The organism is Paradevosia shaoguanensis, from assembly GCF_016801025.1.
Classification (GTDB): Bacteria; Pseudomonadota; Alphaproteobacteria; order Rhizobiales; family Devosiaceae; genus Paradevosia; species Paradevosia shaoguanensis.
In genome coordinates, this window is sequence record NZ_CP068983.1 from 190,203 (window position 1) to 207,582 (window position 17,380).

14 protein-coding genes are annotated in these 17,380 nt (G+C 64.7%); 3 read left to right on the top strand and 11 right to left on the bottom strand.

Annotated elements, in window-relative coordinates:
• Positions 1-21: 21 nt before the first annotated feature.
• The 11 genes from JNE37_RS00920 to efp form a co-directional block, all read right to left on the bottom strand.
• Complete coding sequence (locus tag JNE37_RS00920; protein WP_035089494.1) at positions 22-810, bottom strand: SDR family NAD(P)-dependent oxidoreductase; 789 nt, start codon at positions 808-810, stop codon at positions 22-24.
• 148 nt (positions 811-958) lie between these two features.
• The gene (locus JNE37_RS00925) at positions 959-4,228 is read right to left on the bottom strand and encodes a S41 family peptidase (protein ID WP_203065029.1); all 3,270 of its coding nucleotides are present in this window, start codon (positions 4,226-4,228) and stop codon (positions 959-961) included.
• Positions 4,229-4,357: 129 nt separating this feature from the next.
• Entirely contained in the window at positions 4,358-4,990 is a 633-nt protein-coding gene (locus JNE37_RS00930; protein ID WP_182397740.1) for a DedA family protein, read from the bottom strand.
• Positions 4,991-4,994: 4 nt separating this feature from the next.
• Entirely contained in the window at positions 4,995-5,366 is a 372-nt protein-coding gene (gene mnhG, locus JNE37_RS00935) for a monovalent cation/H(+) antiporter subunit G (protein ID WP_035027659.1), read from the bottom strand.
• On the bottom strand, positions 5,363-5,644 hold the full coding sequence (locus JNE37_RS00940; RefSeq protein WP_203065030.1) for a K+/H+ antiporter subunit F: 282 nt from the start codon (positions 5,642-5,644) through the stop codon (positions 5,363-5,365). Before JNE37_RS00940 ends, mnhG begins: the two co-directional genes overlap by 4 nt.
• Positions 5,641-6,126, bottom strand: coding sequence for a Na+/H+ antiporter subunit E (locus JNE37_RS00945; protein WP_203065031.1), 486 nt, complete (start codon positions 6,124-6,126; stop codon positions 5,641-5,643). Before JNE37_RS00945 ends, JNE37_RS00940 begins: the two co-directional genes overlap by 4 nt.
• Complete coding sequence (locus tag JNE37_RS00950; protein WP_203065032.1) at positions 6,123-7,745, bottom strand: monovalent cation/H+ antiporter subunit D; 1,623 nt, start codon at positions 7,743-7,745, stop codon at positions 6,123-6,125. The genes JNE37_RS00945 and JNE37_RS00950 overlap by 4 nt, the downstream gene beginning before the upstream one ends.
• A gap of 1 nt (position 7,746) precedes the next feature.
• Positions 7,747-8,082: a Na+/H+ antiporter subunit C gene (locus JNE37_RS00955; protein ID WP_035027671.1), complete on the bottom strand. Its 336-nt coding sequence runs from the start codon at positions 8,080-8,082 to the stop codon at positions 7,747-7,749.
• Entirely contained in the window at positions 8,082-11,018 is a 2,937-nt protein-coding gene (locus JNE37_RS00960; RefSeq protein ID WP_203065033.1) for a monovalent cation/H+ antiporter subunit A, read from the bottom strand. The genes JNE37_RS00955 and JNE37_RS00960 overlap by 1 nt, the downstream gene beginning before the upstream one ends.
• Before the next feature lie 200 nt (positions 11,019-11,218).
• Complete coding sequence (locus JNE37_RS00965; RefSeq protein ID WP_203065034.1) at positions 11,219-12,769, bottom strand: VOC family protein; 1,551 nt, start codon at positions 12,767-12,769, stop codon at positions 11,219-11,221.
• An 86-nt stretch (positions 12,770-12,855) separates the two neighbouring features.
• A complete protein-coding gene (gene efp, locus JNE37_RS00970; RefSeq protein ID WP_035027678.1) occupies positions 12,856-13,425 on the bottom strand; it encodes an elongation factor P in 570 nt (189 codons plus the stop codon).
• A 135-nt stretch (positions 13,426-13,560) separates the two neighbouring features.
• Here efp and epmA point away from each other — a divergent pair, with 135 nt between their 5' ends.
• From epmA to JNE37_RS00985, 3 genes are all read left to right on the top strand, one after another.
• On the top strand, positions 13,561-14,631 hold the full coding sequence (gene epmA / locus JNE37_RS00975; RefSeq protein ID WP_203065035.1) for an EF-P lysine aminoacylase EpmA: 1,071 nt from the start codon (positions 13,561-13,563) through the stop codon (positions 14,629-14,631).
• Positions 14,628-15,674, top strand: coding sequence for a lysine-2,3-aminomutase-like protein (locus JNE37_RS00980; RefSeq protein ID WP_203065036.1), 1,047 nt, complete (start codon positions 14,628-14,630; stop codon positions 15,672-15,674). The genes epmA and JNE37_RS00980 overlap by 4 nt, the downstream gene beginning before the upstream one ends.
• 163 nt (positions 15,675-15,837) lie before the next feature.
• Positions 15,838-17,298 carry a M81 family metallopeptidase gene (locus tag JNE37_RS00985; RefSeq protein ID WP_203065037.1) on the top strand — a complete coding sequence of 487 codons (1,461 nt, stop codon included), beginning with the start codon at positions 15,838-15,840 and terminating at the stop codon, positions 17,296-17,298.
• The last annotated feature ends 82 nt before the right edge of the window (positions 17,299-17,380 follow it).

Consider the following 17,380-nt stretch of genomic DNA (forward strand, 5'->3'; position numbering starts at 1 on the left):
GGTTCCTCCTTGTTCTTTTCGTTATTGCACAAAGGCCAGCGTGGGCAGGTCGACGGTCGACGCTCCGCCGTCCACGGTCACGATGGCGCCATTGACCATGGCCGCCTCGGGCGAAGCCAGGAAGCAGACGACGTTGGAGACTTCCTCCGCGGAGGCCGGGCGGCCCATCGGCACATCCCGCGTCACCAGCGCATAGGCCTCGTCCACGCTCTTGAAGCCGTGCTTTTCGACCAGGAACTGCATCTGGTCGTCAGCCATGGCGGTCGTCACCCAGCCCGGGCAGACCGTATTCGTACGCACGCCCTTGCGCCCGTAGTCGCGGGCCAGCGATTTGGCGAGGCCGATGCAGGCATGCTTCATCGTCACATAGCCGGCCGCATCCGGACCGGCGAAGAGGCCGGCGATCGAAGCCAGCACGACGATATTGCCCCTGGACTTGATGAGCTCAGGCAGGCTCTCCCGCGCGCTAACGAAGGCGGTGTTGAGGTTGAGCTGCACGGCGAGGTTCCAGGTCTCGTCCGACATGGTGAGCGTCGGCCCCACGCCGTGCCCGCCGGCATTCGCGATGAGGATGTCGAGCCCGCCGAACTTGGCCACGATCGCCGCAATGGCCGCCTTCATGCTGGTGGCGTCGGAGGCATCGGCCTGAAATACCGAAGCCCCGATCTCGCGCGCCACGGCCTCCAGCGGCTCTCTGCGGCGACCGACCAACGCCACGTTGCCGCCTTCGCTCGCAATGCGCCGCGCCACCGCGGCGCCGATGCCCGTGCCGCCGCCCGTGATGAGCGCCGTCTTCCCTGAAAACCGCATATGCGCCTCCCAATTCTTGAGGAGGAGCGTGCCCGGTTTGGCTGCCGGCGTCCTGTCCGGGAGTGAAATCAGTTTTGACTGGGAGTGAACTCCGCTCGCACGCGGGGAAAGAAAAAGGCGGCACCTCGGCGCCGCCTTTGTCCCGTGCTTATTGTGCCGCCGGCGCCGGGCAGGCATCCGGCCCGAGCTGCTCCATCAGCGTCTCGACGGCCATTTCGAGCTGGTAGTCCCTGCCCTGCGCGGCCATGTTCGGGTCGAACGGCACCCACACCTCCGGGGTGATTTCGCGGTTCTCGTAGTAGGAACCGTCCATCTTGCGGAAGGGCTGCACCGGAACACCGTATTCCAGGCCCGGCATCAGCGGGGACTCGATGTAGTTGACGCCCGTACCGGTGCCCAGAAGCTTGTCGCCCACGAGCGAGCCCATCTTCATGTCCTGGTAGGCCTGCGGGAACACGCTGCCGTCCGAATACGAGAATGTGTCGATCAGCACCGTGCTCGGCTTGTTCCAGCGGTCCAGCGGCTCCACTTCCCACGGCCGGCCTTCGAAGCCGACCTGGCCGTAGGCCTCGCCCGACAGGAAGGTCAGCATCTGGCGGTGCAGGTTGCCGCCTCTGTTCGAGCGCACGTCGACGAGCGCGGCCTTGCTCGAGGAATTCTCCGAGAGCAGGCGGCCATAGGCACTCACATAGGCGTCGTTGTTCATCTCGGGCAGGTACTGGTAGGCGAGGCAGCCGTTGGAAAGCTGGCTGGTCAGCTCACGCCGGCTATCCACCCAGTTGCTGTGGTTGAGCATGATTTCCTGGCGTACGTCGAACGGACGCACGGTCAGCGTATCCTCGCCCTCTTCGCCAACGCGGCTCACCGTCAGGGCGATCGGCTTGTTGACCATGCCATTGAGCAGGCGGTCGAGATCGTTGATCCCGGCGACGCCTACGCCATTGACGGCCACGATCGAGTCTCCGGCTTCGAGGTCAAAGCTCGGACGCGACAGCGGCCCGCCCGGCTGCACTGAGGCGATGCGCACGCCGCCGCCCGTATGGGCGTAGTCGGGGAAGAGGCCGAGAGCACCGGTACGGGTGGCCAGGGCCTGCCGCAGCGGCGGCTGGCTGAACGAGACGAAGAGGTGCGAAGCACTCAGTTCGCCCAGCATCTCGTCGATCAGCTCGGACAGCTCGCGGTCGGTAGCGATATCCGAGAGGAACGCGCGATAATTGCTGCCGATCTTGTCCCAGTCGCGACCTTCGATATCGGGGCGATAGAACTTGTACTTGATGTCGGCCCAGACCTGCTCGAACGTCGCGGCACGACGTGCCGAGCGCTGTGCCGAATAGCTGATGCTGAGCGGGGTGAACTGCACCTGGCTCGGATCGGCCAGCGGGATCGTATAGACGCCGCTCGCCGCCTTGATGTCGAGCACGTCGAGCTCAGGCAACAACGCAACGCTCTGGATGTCCTCGATGCTGTTGAGATCGGTGATAACCTGCACGTCGCCGCTCTTCAGGTCCATCGCATCCACCGACAGCGAACCGTCAGGGTCGACGGCGAGCGTCAGCAGATGCCGGTTGTCACCGAGCGCCGCCGCAAAGAGGAAGCGCTCGCTGTAGGAGGAGAGCCGACCTTCGAGATAGCTCGGCCGCGCCTCCTGGAACGGGTAGCGCTTGGCGCCGGGCGGCACGTCCTCGTCGGCATCGTAGCCTTCTTCCGGTGCAGTGCCCGGCTGCGGCATTAGGCCCTCATAAGCGTCGATGAAGTCGCCGCGCGCGTCGTCCGAGAGGAACACGCGGTAGAAGTCACGCAGCACCGCGCCCTGGTCGATCGTGCGCAGGCTGAACATCGAGGTGAGCCCGATGATCTGCGTGGCGTCGCGGCTCCAGAGACCCATCGTCACGTCGGTGATGGCCGAGGTGATCGGCTGGATCGGGCCCGAGCCGTCGGCCGGCACGATGCCTGCCTTGAACAGTGGCGAGAACGGAACCTGGCGCCATTGCACCAGCAGGTCCTGCGAGGTCGGCGACCAGCTGAACCACAGGTCGCCGTCACCATAACTGGTATTGTAATCCTCGGGCGCAAAGAGCGTTGCCACGTCCTGCGTCTCGAGGTCGAGCACCTTGACCTCGCGACGGTCGGCGATGAAGGCCACGCGGCTGCCGTCGGGCGAGAAGGAGGGCTGAAAGTAATTGTGCCCCTCCTCGATGAGCATCGCTTCCTCGTTGTGCACGAAGGGAAGGCCGCCCTGGCCGTCCTGGGCCACTTCGACGAAGTAGAGGCCCCAGTCATGGTCGCGCTGCGAGGCATAAGCCAGCCAGCGGCCATCGGGCGAAAAGGTCACGTCCTTTTCCTGCTCGGGCGTATTGGTGATCTGCCGGTATTCTCCGCTCCGGTCGATCAGGAACACGTCCGAATTGACCACGGCCGCCCAATGCGAACCGGTCGGGGAGGCGGCGAATTCGCTGGTCGCAGTCGTCTCGAAACGCTCGGCCTGGTCCATGAGCTGTTCGGGAACGCCGATCTCGAGCTTCTTGGGCTCGGTCTCGCCTGCCGACAGGCGGTGGAGCTGGCCGTTATAGGTAAAGGCCACGTCGCCTTTGTCCGAGACCGAGAGGTAGCGGACCGGGAATTCGGTGAAGTTCGTGAGTTGCGTGTCCTCGCCAGAGGCGAGGTCGCGCTTCCAGACGTTGAGCGAACCCGAGGCTTCGCTGACATAATAGACCGACTTGTCCTCCGGTCCCCAGACCGGGTTGAGCATGTCGGCCGTGCCCTCGACGAGGCGGCTATACTTGCCGCTCCTGGCGTCGAAGAGCCAGATCTGGCGCGCATTGCTCTCGACGCGATGCTGGCGGGTGTCGGGGTCGTTCGAGGGATTATAGGTATAGAGCAGCTGCGTATGGCTGCGGTTCCACACCGCCTGCTGCGCGTAGTTGGGCAGCACAAGCTGCTGGTCGTCGGTGTCTACCGTCACCTGGTAGAGCTGCGGCTTGGTGCTCTGCGGCCCCTGCAGCGACGCCTTGGGGTCACCCAGGCGCAGCATGTTGTAGAGCACGCCCTTGCCGTCCGGCGTGAAGCTGGTCGGCACTTCCGGGCGCGAGGACCAGGTGAGGCGCGTCAGGCGCGCCGTATCGAAATTGGTGACATAGACGTCGTCATCGCCGTTGATGTCGGAGGCGAAGGCGAGTTCTTCCGAATTGGGGGACCAGACGGCGCCATAGCTGTAATAGCCCTGCGAAGTCACCGGCACGGCGAGGCCGCCCTGCGCATCCACCACATAGATCTGGCCGCGATAGGTGAAGGAGATGGCGTCGCCATCCGGAGAGATGGCCGCATACCGAACCCATTGCGGCGTATCGGCCGCGATGGCCGGTCCTCCAAATGCCGCTATCGCCGCTGTCGCCGCCAGCAGGCTCCGTACCCTCTTCATGAAATGCTCCCCAAAACCGCGCGACGGCATACAGGAAATGCCGTGCCGTAACCGCGCCCAAAATGAAAAAGCATATGGACGGTCAAAAGGTTACGTAACCGAAAACCTCTGCCCGCATTTTCGCGTGTATTATTCGAGCGGTCCGGGCAGCGCCTTTTCGGCGGCATCGATCAGCGATTGCTCGTGCTTGCGCAGGAAGAGGCCGGCGCCGACGATGGCCAGCACGCCGATGGCGAACAGCGCCCAGCCCACCGGCCCGCTGATCCGGTCGATGGCCTGCCCCGCATAATAGGCGCCGAACCCATAGATGCAGGCCCAGATGATGCCGCCGGTGGCGTTGAACAGCACGAATTCGGGCCATGGCATGCGGTTGGCGCCCGCCATGACGGCGGCGAGCGTGCGCAGCAGCGAGACGAAGCGGCCGAAGAACACCACCTTGCCGCCATGCCGCATGAAGAGGTAGCGCCCCACCTTGAGCCGTGGCTCGGTGAGCCCGACCCGTGCGCCATAGCGCTTGAGCAGCGGAATGCCCGCCGTGCGGCCGACCCAATAGCCGATCGTATCCCCGATCACCGCGCCGGCCACGGCGGAGGCGATCACCCAGCCGATATCGAGCTTGCCAGAAGCGCCGGCGAGCACGGAGGCTGCGATCAGCGCGGTTTCGCCGGGCAACGGGATGCCGATGCTTTCGAGACCCACCAGCAGCGCAACCGCAAGATAGCCATGGCTGGCGAGAAAGGCCGAGATCGCCTCCCCGATCATGACGCTAGTCCTCGCCGCGCTGCATCGCTTCGTTGAGCTTTTGTGCTCCCGGCACTTCCTTGCCCTCGGCCTGGTCGCGGAAGAGCGCGGCGCGCGCGAGCAGCATCAGTGTCACGGGCGTCGTGACGGTGATGAAGATAAAGATCAGGATCTCATGCACCACCGGCCGCGATTGCTGCAGCGAGAAGAACAGCATCGAGCCGAGCACCATGAAGAGCGTACCGAAGCTGGTGCCGAGCGTGGGCGCATGGATGCGCTCGTAATAGGTGCGAAAACGCACGAGGCCGACCGTGCCGAGCAGGGTCAGCAGCGCGCCGGCCAGCACCAGCACGGCGATGACGATGGCGGCCCAGAGCGGGAAATCGTCGAGGTTCATTCGATCACCTCCCCGCGCATGAGGAACTTGGCCAGCGCCACCGTGCTCACGAAGCCGAGCATGCCGATGATCAGCGCCGCCTCGAAGTAGAGCGTCGTGCCGGTTCGTACGCCGAAACAGACGAGGATCAGCATGCCGCAGAGATAAACCGCATCGAGCGCCAGCACGCGATCCTGCGCGCGCGGGCCATAGATCACACGGAACGCGGCGAGCGCCATGGCGATAGCCAGCAGCACCTGCGCGATGGTCACCGAACAGAGGATGATGGCAGCGCTCATTGGAAAATCTCCAGCAGCAGGGCCTCGTAGCGTTGCTTGACGGTGGCGATCCAGACCGCCTCGTCCTGCAGGTCGAGCACGTGGATCAGCACCACGCCGCGGAAGGAATCGTAGTTCAGCCAGGCGCTGCCGGGCGTCGCGGTGATGATGCAGGCCAGGATCGTCAGGCCGACGCGATCGCGCAGTTCGAGCGGAATTTCGATGAAGCGGTTGGTCTCCCGGCTGCGGCCGGAGAGGATCACGCCGACCACCTCGATATTGGACCGCAGCACGTCGATCGTCACCACCCAGAGCAGCTTGAGAATGGCAAAATAGCTGCGCACCTTCGGCTTTGGCGGATCGAGCGCGGCCGTCACCAGTCCCGCCATGACGGCGATGAACGCACCCAGCAGGATCTGGCCGAGGCCGAGGCTCTGGTTGAGCAGCAGCCACATGACGAGCAGGCTGAGCGAAAGCAGCGGATAGGGAAGAATGCGTTTCAATGTACCGCCTCCCCGCTGGTCTCTATTCCGATGCGCGGCGTTTCGAGCACGTCCGAAATGTATTGCTGCGGCTGGCTGAGGCCGGCGGCGGTCGCATCCATGTAGCGCATCACCGGGCCGCCCCAAACGGTCAGCAGCAGGCAGAGCGAGAGCAGGATCGCGACCGGCGTGATCTCAACCAGCCGGACATGAGGCGCCGCGCCTTCGAGTGACGTCCAGAAGGTCGAGATGCCCAGGCGCGTCATGCCGATAAGCGCCGCGAAGCCCGAAATGATGACCAGTGCCACGAGCACCCAGGTCGAAGCGGGGATCGCGCCCATCTGTGCGGCGAGCATGCCGTGCAGCATGGCGAACTTGGCGATGAAACCGGACAGCGGCGGCAGCCCGGAAAGCAGCAGGGCCGCGGCGCCGAAGAAGATGCCGAGGATGGCCATGATGCCCGGAATGGCGATGCCCACCTGCTCTTCGGTTTCGAGGTCTTCTTCGTCCTCGCCATAGGCTTCGGTCGTCACGGCCAGGATGTCGGCACCGGCGATACGCGCCCGCTCCACCAGTTCGATGAGGAGGAACAGCGCCGAGGCCGTCAGGGTCGAACTGGCCAGATAGAACAGTGCTCCACTCGTCACCTGCGTGAGGCCGAGACCGACCGCTGCAAGCAGCGTGCCGGAGGATACGAGGATCGAGTAACCCGCCAGGCGCGACATGCCTTGCGAGGCAAGGACGCCGATCGTGCCGAAGGCAATCGTCGCCATGCCGCCATAGAGCAGCAGCGCGCTGCCGAAGCCGGCAGAAGCGCCCGAGCCATCGCCGACCAGCAGCAGCGAAAGGCGCAGCAGCACGTAGATGCCCACCTTGCTCATGATGGCAAAGAGCGCGGCAGCCGGAGCGCTGGCGGCGGCATAGGTCGTGGGCAGCCAGAAGCAGAGCGGCCAGACACCCGCCTTGATGAGGAAGGCGACGCCGAGAATGCCCATGCCCGCTTCGAGCAGTGGCCGGTTTTCGGCCGCGACCGTTGGGATGCGCACAGCGAGATCGGCCATGTTGAGCGTGCCGGTGACGCCGTAGATAAGGCTGACGCCGATGAGGAACAGCATCGAGGCGGCGAGGTTGATGGCGATGTAGTGCAGCCCCGCCCTCACGCGCATTGGGCCCGAGCCGTGCAGCGCCAGTCCATAGGAGGCGGCCAGCAGCACTTCGAAGAACACGAAGAGGTTGAAGACGTCCCCGGTGAGGAACGCGCCGCTCAGTCCCATGATGAGGAATTGCACCAGGCTGAAGAAGGCCGGGCCGGCCTTGCTCCAGCGCGTCAGCGAGAAGAGCTGCGCGCAGATGGCGAGGATCGAGCCCAGCAGCACCATCAGCGCCGAGAGGCGGTCGGCGGCCAGCACGATGCCGAACGGCGCCGGCCAGTTGCCGAGGAGATAGGTGCGCGTCACCGAGCCGTTGGCGTCCACGCTTTGCAGTAGCGACACCGCGATCAGCAGCAGCAACAGGCTCGAAACGAGGCTGATGGTGGATTTGGCCACGCGCAGCCTGTCGTCGAGCAGGAACAGCAGCGCGCCCGTCGCCAGCGGCAGCAGGATCGGCAGGATCACGAGGTTGTTGAGAATGATGTCCATCTCAGTCCCTCCGCCCGTCGACATGGTCGGTGCCCGAGAAGCCGCGCGCGGCCAGCAGCACTACAAGGAACAGGGCCGTGGTGGCGAAGCCGATCACGATGGCGGTCAACACCAGCGCCTGCGGTATGGGGTCGGAGAAGCCCGAAATATCGGCCCCTGCCCCCGGCAGCACCGACGCCGCGTTCGAGCGCAGCCGCCCCATCGAGAAGATGAAGAGGTTGACGGCGTAGGAGAGCAGCGAAAGCCCGATGATGACCTGGTAGGTGCGCGGGCGCAGCAGCAACCACACGCCCGAACCCGTCAGTCCACCGATGGCGAGAGCGATGAGAAGTTCCATCATCTGCCTCCCGTCGTGACTTTGATGCGCGATTCACCCGGCGCCGGATCGGGCGCGCGGGCGGGCTTGGGCGCACGGATGGATTGGTGCGCCAGCGCGATGAGGATCAGCACGGTGGCGCCGATCACCAGCATGAAGACGCCCAGGTCGAAGAGCAGCGCGCTCGCCATCGGCACCTTCCCGATCAGCGGCACCTCGGCATACTGGAAGAACGAGGAGAGGAACGGGTAGCCGAAGAGGAACGAGCCGGCGCCGGTCAGTGCCGCGACGAGGAGGCCCGAGCCGATCCAGCGGATCGGCAGCACGCGTAGGCGCGCCTCGACCCAGCGCGTGCCACCCGCCATATATTGCAGGATGAACGCGATGGACATGGTGATGCCGGCGACGAACCCGCCGCCAGGCGCATCGTGGCCGCGCAGCAGCAGGTAGACGGCGAGAACGGTGATCACCGGGAACATCCAGTTCATGATCACGGCCGGGATAGTGAGGTATTCGCGGATAGTGCTGTCGGTTTCACGCTCAGGCCGCGCCTCGTCATAGGCGTTCTGCAGCTGCTGCTGTTCGGGCTTGGCAATGCTTTCGGTCGCCGGACGGAAGCGGCGGAGCAGCGAAAAGACCGTGATGGCGACGATGCCGAGCACGGTGATTTCGCCCATCGTATCGAAGCCGCGGAAGTCGACGAGGATGACGTTGACGACATTGCGCCCGCCACCCTCGCTGTAGGCGCGCTCGAGGAAGAAGCTGGAAATGCTGTCGGAGAGCGGCCGCGTCATCACCGAATAGGCGATGAGCGTCATGCCCGCGCCCGCGATCACGGCGATCGCCAGGTCGCGATAGCGGCGCACCAGCGTGCCGAGCCCACCGCGCGGCTCCGATTCCGGCAGGCGCTTGGGCAGCCAGCGCAGGCCGAGGAGGATGAGCACCGTGGTCACGATCTCGACGACGAGCTGGGTCAGCGCCAGGTCGGGCGCCGAGAACCAGACGAAGGTGATGCAGGTCACCAGCCCCGCGCCCGCCATCAGGATCAAGGCTGCGAGCCGGTGGAACTTGGCCTGGTAGGCCGCGCCGATGGCGCAGACGAGACCGATGGCCCAGAGGATCGCCAGCACAGGATCGATCCCTGCCGCCGAGAGCGTCGGGAACGAGAAGGCGCTGGCCAGCGGAATGCCGCCGGCAAGGATCGCGATGGTCACCACGATAGCGAGCTGCGGCTGGAGCCGGCGCGTGCCGAGCACGTTTTCCAGCGTCCTCGCCCATTTCCAGGACACGGTCACCAGCACGCGCTCGAAGATACGCTGCCCCTTGAGGCGGCGGAGCACCGGCGGGCCGTCGATGCCGCGGGCAAAGTAGCCGCGCAGCGCGATATACATCAGCACGCCGCCGATCAGCGCCACCATGCTCATGAGCAGCGGCGCGTTGAAGCCGTGCCAGACCGAGAGGCTGTAATAAGGCGTCTCGGCGCCGAGCACAGAGCTGACAGCAGTGGCTAGATAGGGCGCGATGGTGATGCCGGGGATGATGCCGACGAGCAGGCAGATCAGCACCAGGAGCTCGATCGGGCGGCGCATCAGCGCCGGCGGCTCGTGCGGGGTGCGGTCGAGTTCGGTCGGCGGCGGGCCGAAGAACACGCCGATGATGAAGCGCAACGAATAGACCACGCTGAACATGCCCGCGAGCATGGCCACGATCGGCAGCGAATAGTCGATGAAGGGGTTCGGGTTCCGGACGGCCGTCTCGGTGAAGAACATCTCCTTGGAGAGGAAGCCGTTGAGCAGCGGCACGCCGGCCATGGCCGCACTCGCCACCATGGCGAGGGTGGCGGTGAACGGCATGAAGCGGATGAGCCCGCTCAGCTTGTTGATATCGCGCGTCCCCGCCTCGTGATCGATGATGCCCGCCGCCATGAAGAGCGAGGCCTTGAACGTGGCGTGGTTGAGGATGTGGAAGATCGCGGCCACGAGCCCGAGCGGCGAGCCCATGCCGATGAGCGCCGTAATGAGCCCGAGATGGCTGATGGTCGAATAGGCGAGCAACCCCTTGAGGTCCTGCTGGAAGATCGCCGAATAGGCGCCCACGATGAGCGTGATGAGCCCCGTATAGGTGACGATCCAGAACCAGGCGTCGGTGCCCGCCATGACCGGCCAGAGCCGGACGAGCAGGAATACGCCCGCCTTCACCATCGTCGCCGAATGGAGATAGGCCGAAACCGGCGTCGGCGCCGTCATCGCCTGCGGCAGCCAGAACTGGAACGGGAACTGCGCGCTCTTGGTGAAGGCGCCGAGCAGGATGAGGATCAGCGCCGGCAGGTAGAGCGGGCTGTTGCGGATGGCGTCGCCCGAGGCCAGCACCACGTCCAGATCGTAGCTGCCCACGATGTTGCCGATGATGAGCACGCCCACGAGCAGCGCCAGGCCGCCCATGGCCGTCACCGTCAACGCCATACGGGCGCCATCGCGCGCGGCCTGCAGGTGGTACCAGTAGCCGATCAGCAGGAACGAGAAGATGCTCGTCATTTCCCAGAAGAAGACGAGCTGGATGAGGTTGCCCGACAGCACCACGCCCAGCATCGAGGCCATGAAGGCGAGCAGGAATGCGAAGAAGCGCGGCACCGGGTCCTGCGGCGACATGTAATAGCGCGCATAGATGACCACGAGCACGCCGATGAACGTCACCACGACCGCGAAGATCCAGGCGAAGCCATCCATGCGGAAGACGAAGTTCAGCCCCAGCGAGGGCAGCCATTCAATCTCGTAGCGAATGACCTCGCCGCCGGCGATGGTCGGATAGGCCAGAAGCGCGGCCACTAGGCCTAAAAAGGCAATCGCACCTGCAAACCAGGCTTCCGTGTTGCGAGCGTTCGTGGGCAGGAAACCGGCGAGCAGGCTTCCGGCAAAAGGCAACGCAATGAGAAAAAGCAGCAACACTGAGCCTGTCATCGATCGGGCGATTTTCCTTTTCGGCTGGAATGCTAGTGCCGGCCCGAAGCGGGGAGGAATCTAAACCGACGGACTTACTATGAAGCGGCGCAGGCTATTGTCAAAGCAGGCATTTCAACTTGCGACAAAAAAACTTGCAGCAAGGCCAAACATGAATTGGCTGGGGAAAATCCGATCACAGATTAGCGAGGTGGCCCGCTCTAGATCGCCAGCCAGCGCCGGATTGTTTCCACATCGTCTTCGCCCAGCTCGTGCCCATGATCCACTTCGGCCAGCGCAGTATCCGCGCCGAGCCGGGTGAGTTCGGCGAAGAGTTCATCTCCGCGCTCGCGGAAGAGCGCATCGTTCTTGCCCAGCACGATGAGTATATGCGTGCCCGAGAGGTCTGCACCCTCGCTATCGGCCAGCACCTTGACCGGTCGCAGCGCGATAGCGCGGTTCACCACGTCCCTGCGCAGCTGCATCACCGCCAGCATGAAATTGGCGCCGTTCGAATAGCCCATGAACGTCGTGCGCCGGGGATCGACCTCATAGGCCTCCATCACGCCGGCCACGAAAGCCTCGAAGGCTTCCGCTTCCGCACGGATATCAGCCTGGTCGAAATTGAGCGGTCCCTCGCGCCGGAACCAGCGTGCCGTCCCCTCCTCCGTGGCGCGGCCACGCACGCCGAGCAAGGTCGCCCGCGGCGCTGCGCGTGCCGCCAGCGGCATCAGGTCGGCCTCGTTGCCGCCGCTGCCATGCAGCAGCACGATGGTCGAGCCGTCTGGGTTAGCCGGCACGTGGAAGCGATGGACGAAAGGCAGGTCGACATAGCGCACCCGATCTTCGTCGGGCATCGAGAATTGCGGCAGAAGCAGCCGGATCGTCTCGGCATCGGCCTCCCGCTCGGGCGGAATCATCAATTGCGTGCCCAGCGTCTCTGCCGGCTCGTCCACCATCATGCCCGGCGCGTCTGTGGCGAACTCGAAGAGGATGTTGCCCGGCTCGCGGACATAGAGCGAATAGAAGTACTTTCGGTCGTGCACGTTGACGATGCTGGCATTGCGCGAACGCAGCGCCCGCTCCACCGCATCCACCCGCTCGCGATCGGGCGCGCGGAACGCCACGTGGTCGGCCACGCCCGTGCCCGGCGCACCCGGCCAGAAGCCGCTGGCGTCGCGAATATCCACGATGTCGCCGCTCTCGGACACCATGCGCTCCAGCGAACCGCTGCGCGCCGCGTGCGCATAACCGAAATGGGCGGCGAGGAACGCGCCCGTCTGGTCCGGCACGTCGCTCATCAGCGTCACGCCGCGGATGCGGCGCACCGCATCGGCCTCGGGAATGCCGGCCACGCTCCAGGGCGGCGCCCCGCCTTCGAGGGCCACGCCGACCAGCTTGACGGTGATCCCATCCGGGTCGGTCAGCTTGAGGACCGGCTCGCCGAATTCGGCAACCGGTCCCTGATGCTTGATCCCAAAGCGTAGTGCCCGCGTCAGCCAGAAGCCGATGCTGACCGGCGGCACGGCCAGCGCGATCTCGCCAACCTGCGCCAGTCCCACCCTGCCCTGCGAACCATCTTCCCAGACGAGGAAGGTGATGAGCGAGCCGGGCGAGCCTTCGCTGTCGCCATAGAAGAGATGGAGCTGTTCGGCATCCTCATAGCCGCCGGTGCGCTTGACCAGTCGCAGGCCGAGAAAGCCCGCGTAGAAATCGACATTGGCCTGCACCTTTCGGGTGATGAGCGTGACGTGATGGATGCCTGAGGTCATCCGCAACGACTACCAGCCGCCCGGCCAAAACAAAAGGCCGGCGCAGCGGCCGGCCTTTCGCAAAGATTGAATTCCTTGAGGACCGATCAGTCCTTGGCGCGCTCGACATAGGAGCCGTCGGCGGTCATCACGACCACGCGGGTGCCGACGCCGATATGGGGCGGCACCATGGTCTTGACGCCGTTCGAGAGCTGCGCCGGCTTGAACGAGGAGGAGGCCGTCTGGCCCTTCACCACCGGCTCGGTCTCGACGATCTCGAGGGTCACGCGCTGCGGCAGTTCGATGGCGATGGCGACGCCTTCGAAGGTCTGCAGGAAAACCTGCATGCCGTCGGTGAGGTAGGCAGACTGGTCGCCCACCACGTCCTTGCTGACGGTGAGCTGCTCGTAGGTGGTCGGCTCCATGAAGTGGAAGCCTTCGCCGTCTTCATAGAGGAACTGGTAGGCGCGCTCGTCGACATCGGCCTTCTCGACCATTTCGACCGTACGCCAGCGCTGCGTGACCTTCACGCCGTCCGAGATGCGGCGCATGTCGACGTTGGTCACGGAATTGCCCTTGCCCGGATGGACGTTCTCGGCAAACAGGATGACGTAGAGCTTGCCATCCTCTTCCACGACATTGCCCTTGCGCAGCGAGGACGCGATGACCTTGACCATAGTTTCTTCCTTGTTCAACGGGTGGCGGCGGCCTAATAGGAACGGCAACTAGGCCGGGCCGCGCATTGATTTCGTGGTGCGCCCTTACCGCAATTCCATCAAAACCGCCAGACCCCAGTACGAAAGACGTTTCACTTGCCCCCCGCCTCTTCGACACCGCAAGTCTCCCCGTGGTGGACGCCGAGCGTACATGAGGACCGTCGTCCGATCCTTCTGGCGCGCAATCGCATCGAAGCGGCCATCCGGCTTTATTTCGCGCAGCACGACTTCGTTCTCGTCGATCCGCCCGGCCTGCAGCGCTCCCCCGGCAACGAAACGCACCTCCACGCCTTCGCCACCAACGCCATCGGCAATGACGGTCTGGGCGAAACGCTTTATCTCCACACCTCGCCCGAATTCTCGATGAAGAAGCTGCTGGCCGCCGGCGAGCGCCGCATCGCCAGTATCGGCCATGTCTGGCGCAATCGCGAGCGCGGCGCGCTGCACCATCCCGAGTTCACCATGCTCGAATGGTATCGCGCCAACGAGTCGTACGATGCCGTCATCGCCGATTGCATCGAGATGCTGCGCATTGCCGCGCGCGAAACCGGCGTGGCCAAGCTGCGCTATCGCGACCGCGAATCCGATCCCTTCGCCGAGCCCGAGCGCCTGAGCGTCATCGACGCTTTCTCCCGCTATGCCGGCATCGACCTCTTCGCCACCATGAATGCCGAAGGCGAAACCAATGCCGAGGCGCTTGCCGCCCAGATGCGCGAGCGCGGCCTCGCCGTGCCGGCCGAATTCACCTGGTCCTACCTCTTCAGCCGCATCCTGGTGGAAAAAGTCGAGCCCAATCTCGGCCTCGGCCGTATCACCATCCTCGACCGCTATCCTGCCGCCGAAGCCGCTCTCGCCCGCCGTGCCGGCGATGATCGCCGGGTTTCGGAACGGTTCGAGCTCTATGCATGCGGCGTCGAACTGGCCAACGGCTTCGGTGAACTCACCGATGCGAACGAGCAGCGTCGCCGCTTCATGCTGGAAATGGCAGAGAAGGAGCGTCTTTACGGCGAGCGCTATCCGCTCGATGAAGACCTGCTCGCCGCCCTGCCCCTGATGCCCGACACCAGCGGGGTCGCCCTCGGCTTCGACCGTCTCGTTATGCTGGCCGCCGGTGCGACCCGTATCGACCAGGTGCTCTGGGTGCCCGTCGCGGAGCGCCTGAAATGAACCGCCCGATCCGCACCCCGCAGGAACTGGCCGAGGCCGGCTATATCGAAGCCGCGCAGATCGAAGACATCACGCGCGTCGCAGAGCGCTACGCCATCGCCATCTCGCCTGCCGTGGCGGCAATGATCGATCCTACCGATCCCGACGACCCTATTGCCCGCCAGTTCGTACCCAGCGCCGCCGAGCTCGTTACGACCCCGCTCGAGCGCGACGACCCGATCGGCGATCTGACGCACAGCCCCGTGGAAGGCATCGTTCACCGCTACCCGGATCGCGTGCTGCTCAAGGCGGTTCACGTCTGCCCGGTCTATTGCCGCTTCTGCTTCCGCCGCGAAATGGTGGGGCCGCAGGGGCTCGGCACGCTCACGCCCGAAGCGCTGGACAAGGCCATCGCCTATATCGCCGAGCACAAGGAAATCTGGGAAGTCATCCTGACCGGCGGCGACCCGCTCGTTCTCTCGCCGCGCCGCCTCGGCGAGATGATGGAGAAGCTGGCGCGGATCGATCACCTCAAGGTCGTGCGCTTCCATAGCCGCGTACCGGCGGTCGAGCCCGACAGGATCGACGACGCCCTGATCGCGGCGCTCAAATCCTGTGGCAAGACTGTCTATGTGGCGCTGCACGCCAATCACCCGCGCGAACTCAACGCGGCAACCCGCGCGGCCTGCGCGCGGTTGATCGATGCCGGGATCGCCATGATCAGCCAGACGGTGCTGCTCAACGGCATCAACAACGATCCCGATACGCTCGCCGAGTTGATGCGCAGCTTCGTCGAGATGCGCATCCGGCCCTATTACCTCCACCACCCCGATCTCGCGCCGGGCACCAGCCATTTCCGCGTCTCGATCGAGGAAGGTCAGCAACTGGTCGCGGGCCTCCGCGGCCGCATTTCGGGCCTCTGCCAGCCGGTCTATATCCTCGATATTCCGGGCGGTTACGGTAAAGCTGAGATCCGCCCGGCCAGCATCGAGGCGCGCGGCGACGGGTGCTTCACGGTTCGCGATTTCCGCGGCAACGAGCACCGCTACCCGCCCGGAGCCTGAAGCGGCCTCTCACATCTCTGCGACTTTCGTCGCACGCGCCGGGACGGGGCGGTTTTGTAAGTGACTTTCGTCAGGAAGTGCTTTATCCCGTTTTGTGACACTAAAGGCGCCCTCAAGACGCCATTTCATGTAAATTTCTTACGCATTTCCCAGCGAGATTACCGTGCGCGTGTTCACCGCAGCCTTGGCGACCGAGACCAACACCTTCTCCCCCATCTCGATCGATCGCAAAGCCTTCGAAGCATCCCTCTACGCGCCGCCGGGCCAGCATCCTGAAACGCCCACGCTCTGCTCCGCCCCCATCACCGTCGGCCGCCGCGTCACACGCGAACTGGGCTGGGAACTGATCGAGGGCACCGCCGCCTGGGCCGACCCCGCCGGGCTCATCAACCGCCAGACCTATGAGAGCCTGCGCGACGAAATTCTGGGGCAACTCAAGGCCGCGATGCCGGTCGATGCCGTGGTTCTCGGCCTGCATGGCGCCATGGTGGCGCAGGGCTATGACGACCCCGAGGGCGATTTTCTGACGCGCGTGCGCGACATCGTCGGGCCGGACGTCCTCGTCTGCGCCGAACTCGATCCGCATAGCCACTTCACCGCCAAGCGCGCCGCCGCCAGCAACTTCTTCGTGGTGTTCAAGGAATTTCCGCATACCGATTTCGTCGAGCGCGCCGAAGACCTCTGGCGCATCGCCGTCGACCAGCTCACCGGCAAGGCCAGGCCGGTCATGTCGGTTTTCGATTGCCGCATGATCGACGTGTTCCCGACCTCGCAGGACCCGATGCGCTCGTTCGTCAATCGGCTCTACGCCCTCGAAAAGAGCGATCCCGACCTGCTCTCGATCTCGATCATCCACGGCTTCATGGCCGGCGACGTGCCCGAAATGGGCACCAAGGTCATCGTCATCACCAACGACAATAAGGCGAAGGGCGATGCCCTGGCCGAGAAGCTGGGCATGGAACTGTTCTCCATGCGCGGCACCTTCATGGTCAAGCAACTCGACGAGCGCGAAGCCGTCGCCAAGGCCCTCGCCGCCCCCAAGGGGCCGGTGGTGATCGCCGATGTCTGGGACAATCCGGGCGGCGGTACGGCGGGCGACGCCACGGTCATCCTCGCCGAACTCATCAAGCACGATGCCCAAGGCGTCGCCGTCGGCACCATCTGGGACCCCATCGCTGTCCAGATCTGCTTCGCCGCCGGCGAAGGCGCCGAGATCGCCCTGCGCTTCGGCGCCAAATCGGCCCCGTTCACGGGCGAGCCCATCGACAAGCTGGTCAAGGTCGTCCGCCTCGTCCGCAACGCCGAAATGCGTTTTGGCGAAAGTTTTGCGCCGTTCGGGGATTCCGCCGTCATCGCCTTCGACGGCTTCGAGGTGATCCTCAACTCCACCCGCGCCCAGAGTTTCGACCCCAGCCTCTTCTCGGTGATGGGCATCGACCCGACCCAGCAAAAAATCCTGCTGATCAAGTCGACCAACCACTTCTACGACTCGTTCTCCAAGATCGCGTCCGAGATCATCTACTGCTCGGCGGGCAAGCCCTATCCCAACACGCCGGCCACGACGCCGTACCGCAAAGCGCGGAAGGACATCTGGCCGAAGGTGGAAAACCCGTTCGCAGGGTAGTCGGGAACCGCGGGGCTCTTGGACAGAACACGGCTCTTCCTCACCGAAAGCTGCTAACTGCCCCTGCCCCTGCCCCTGCCCC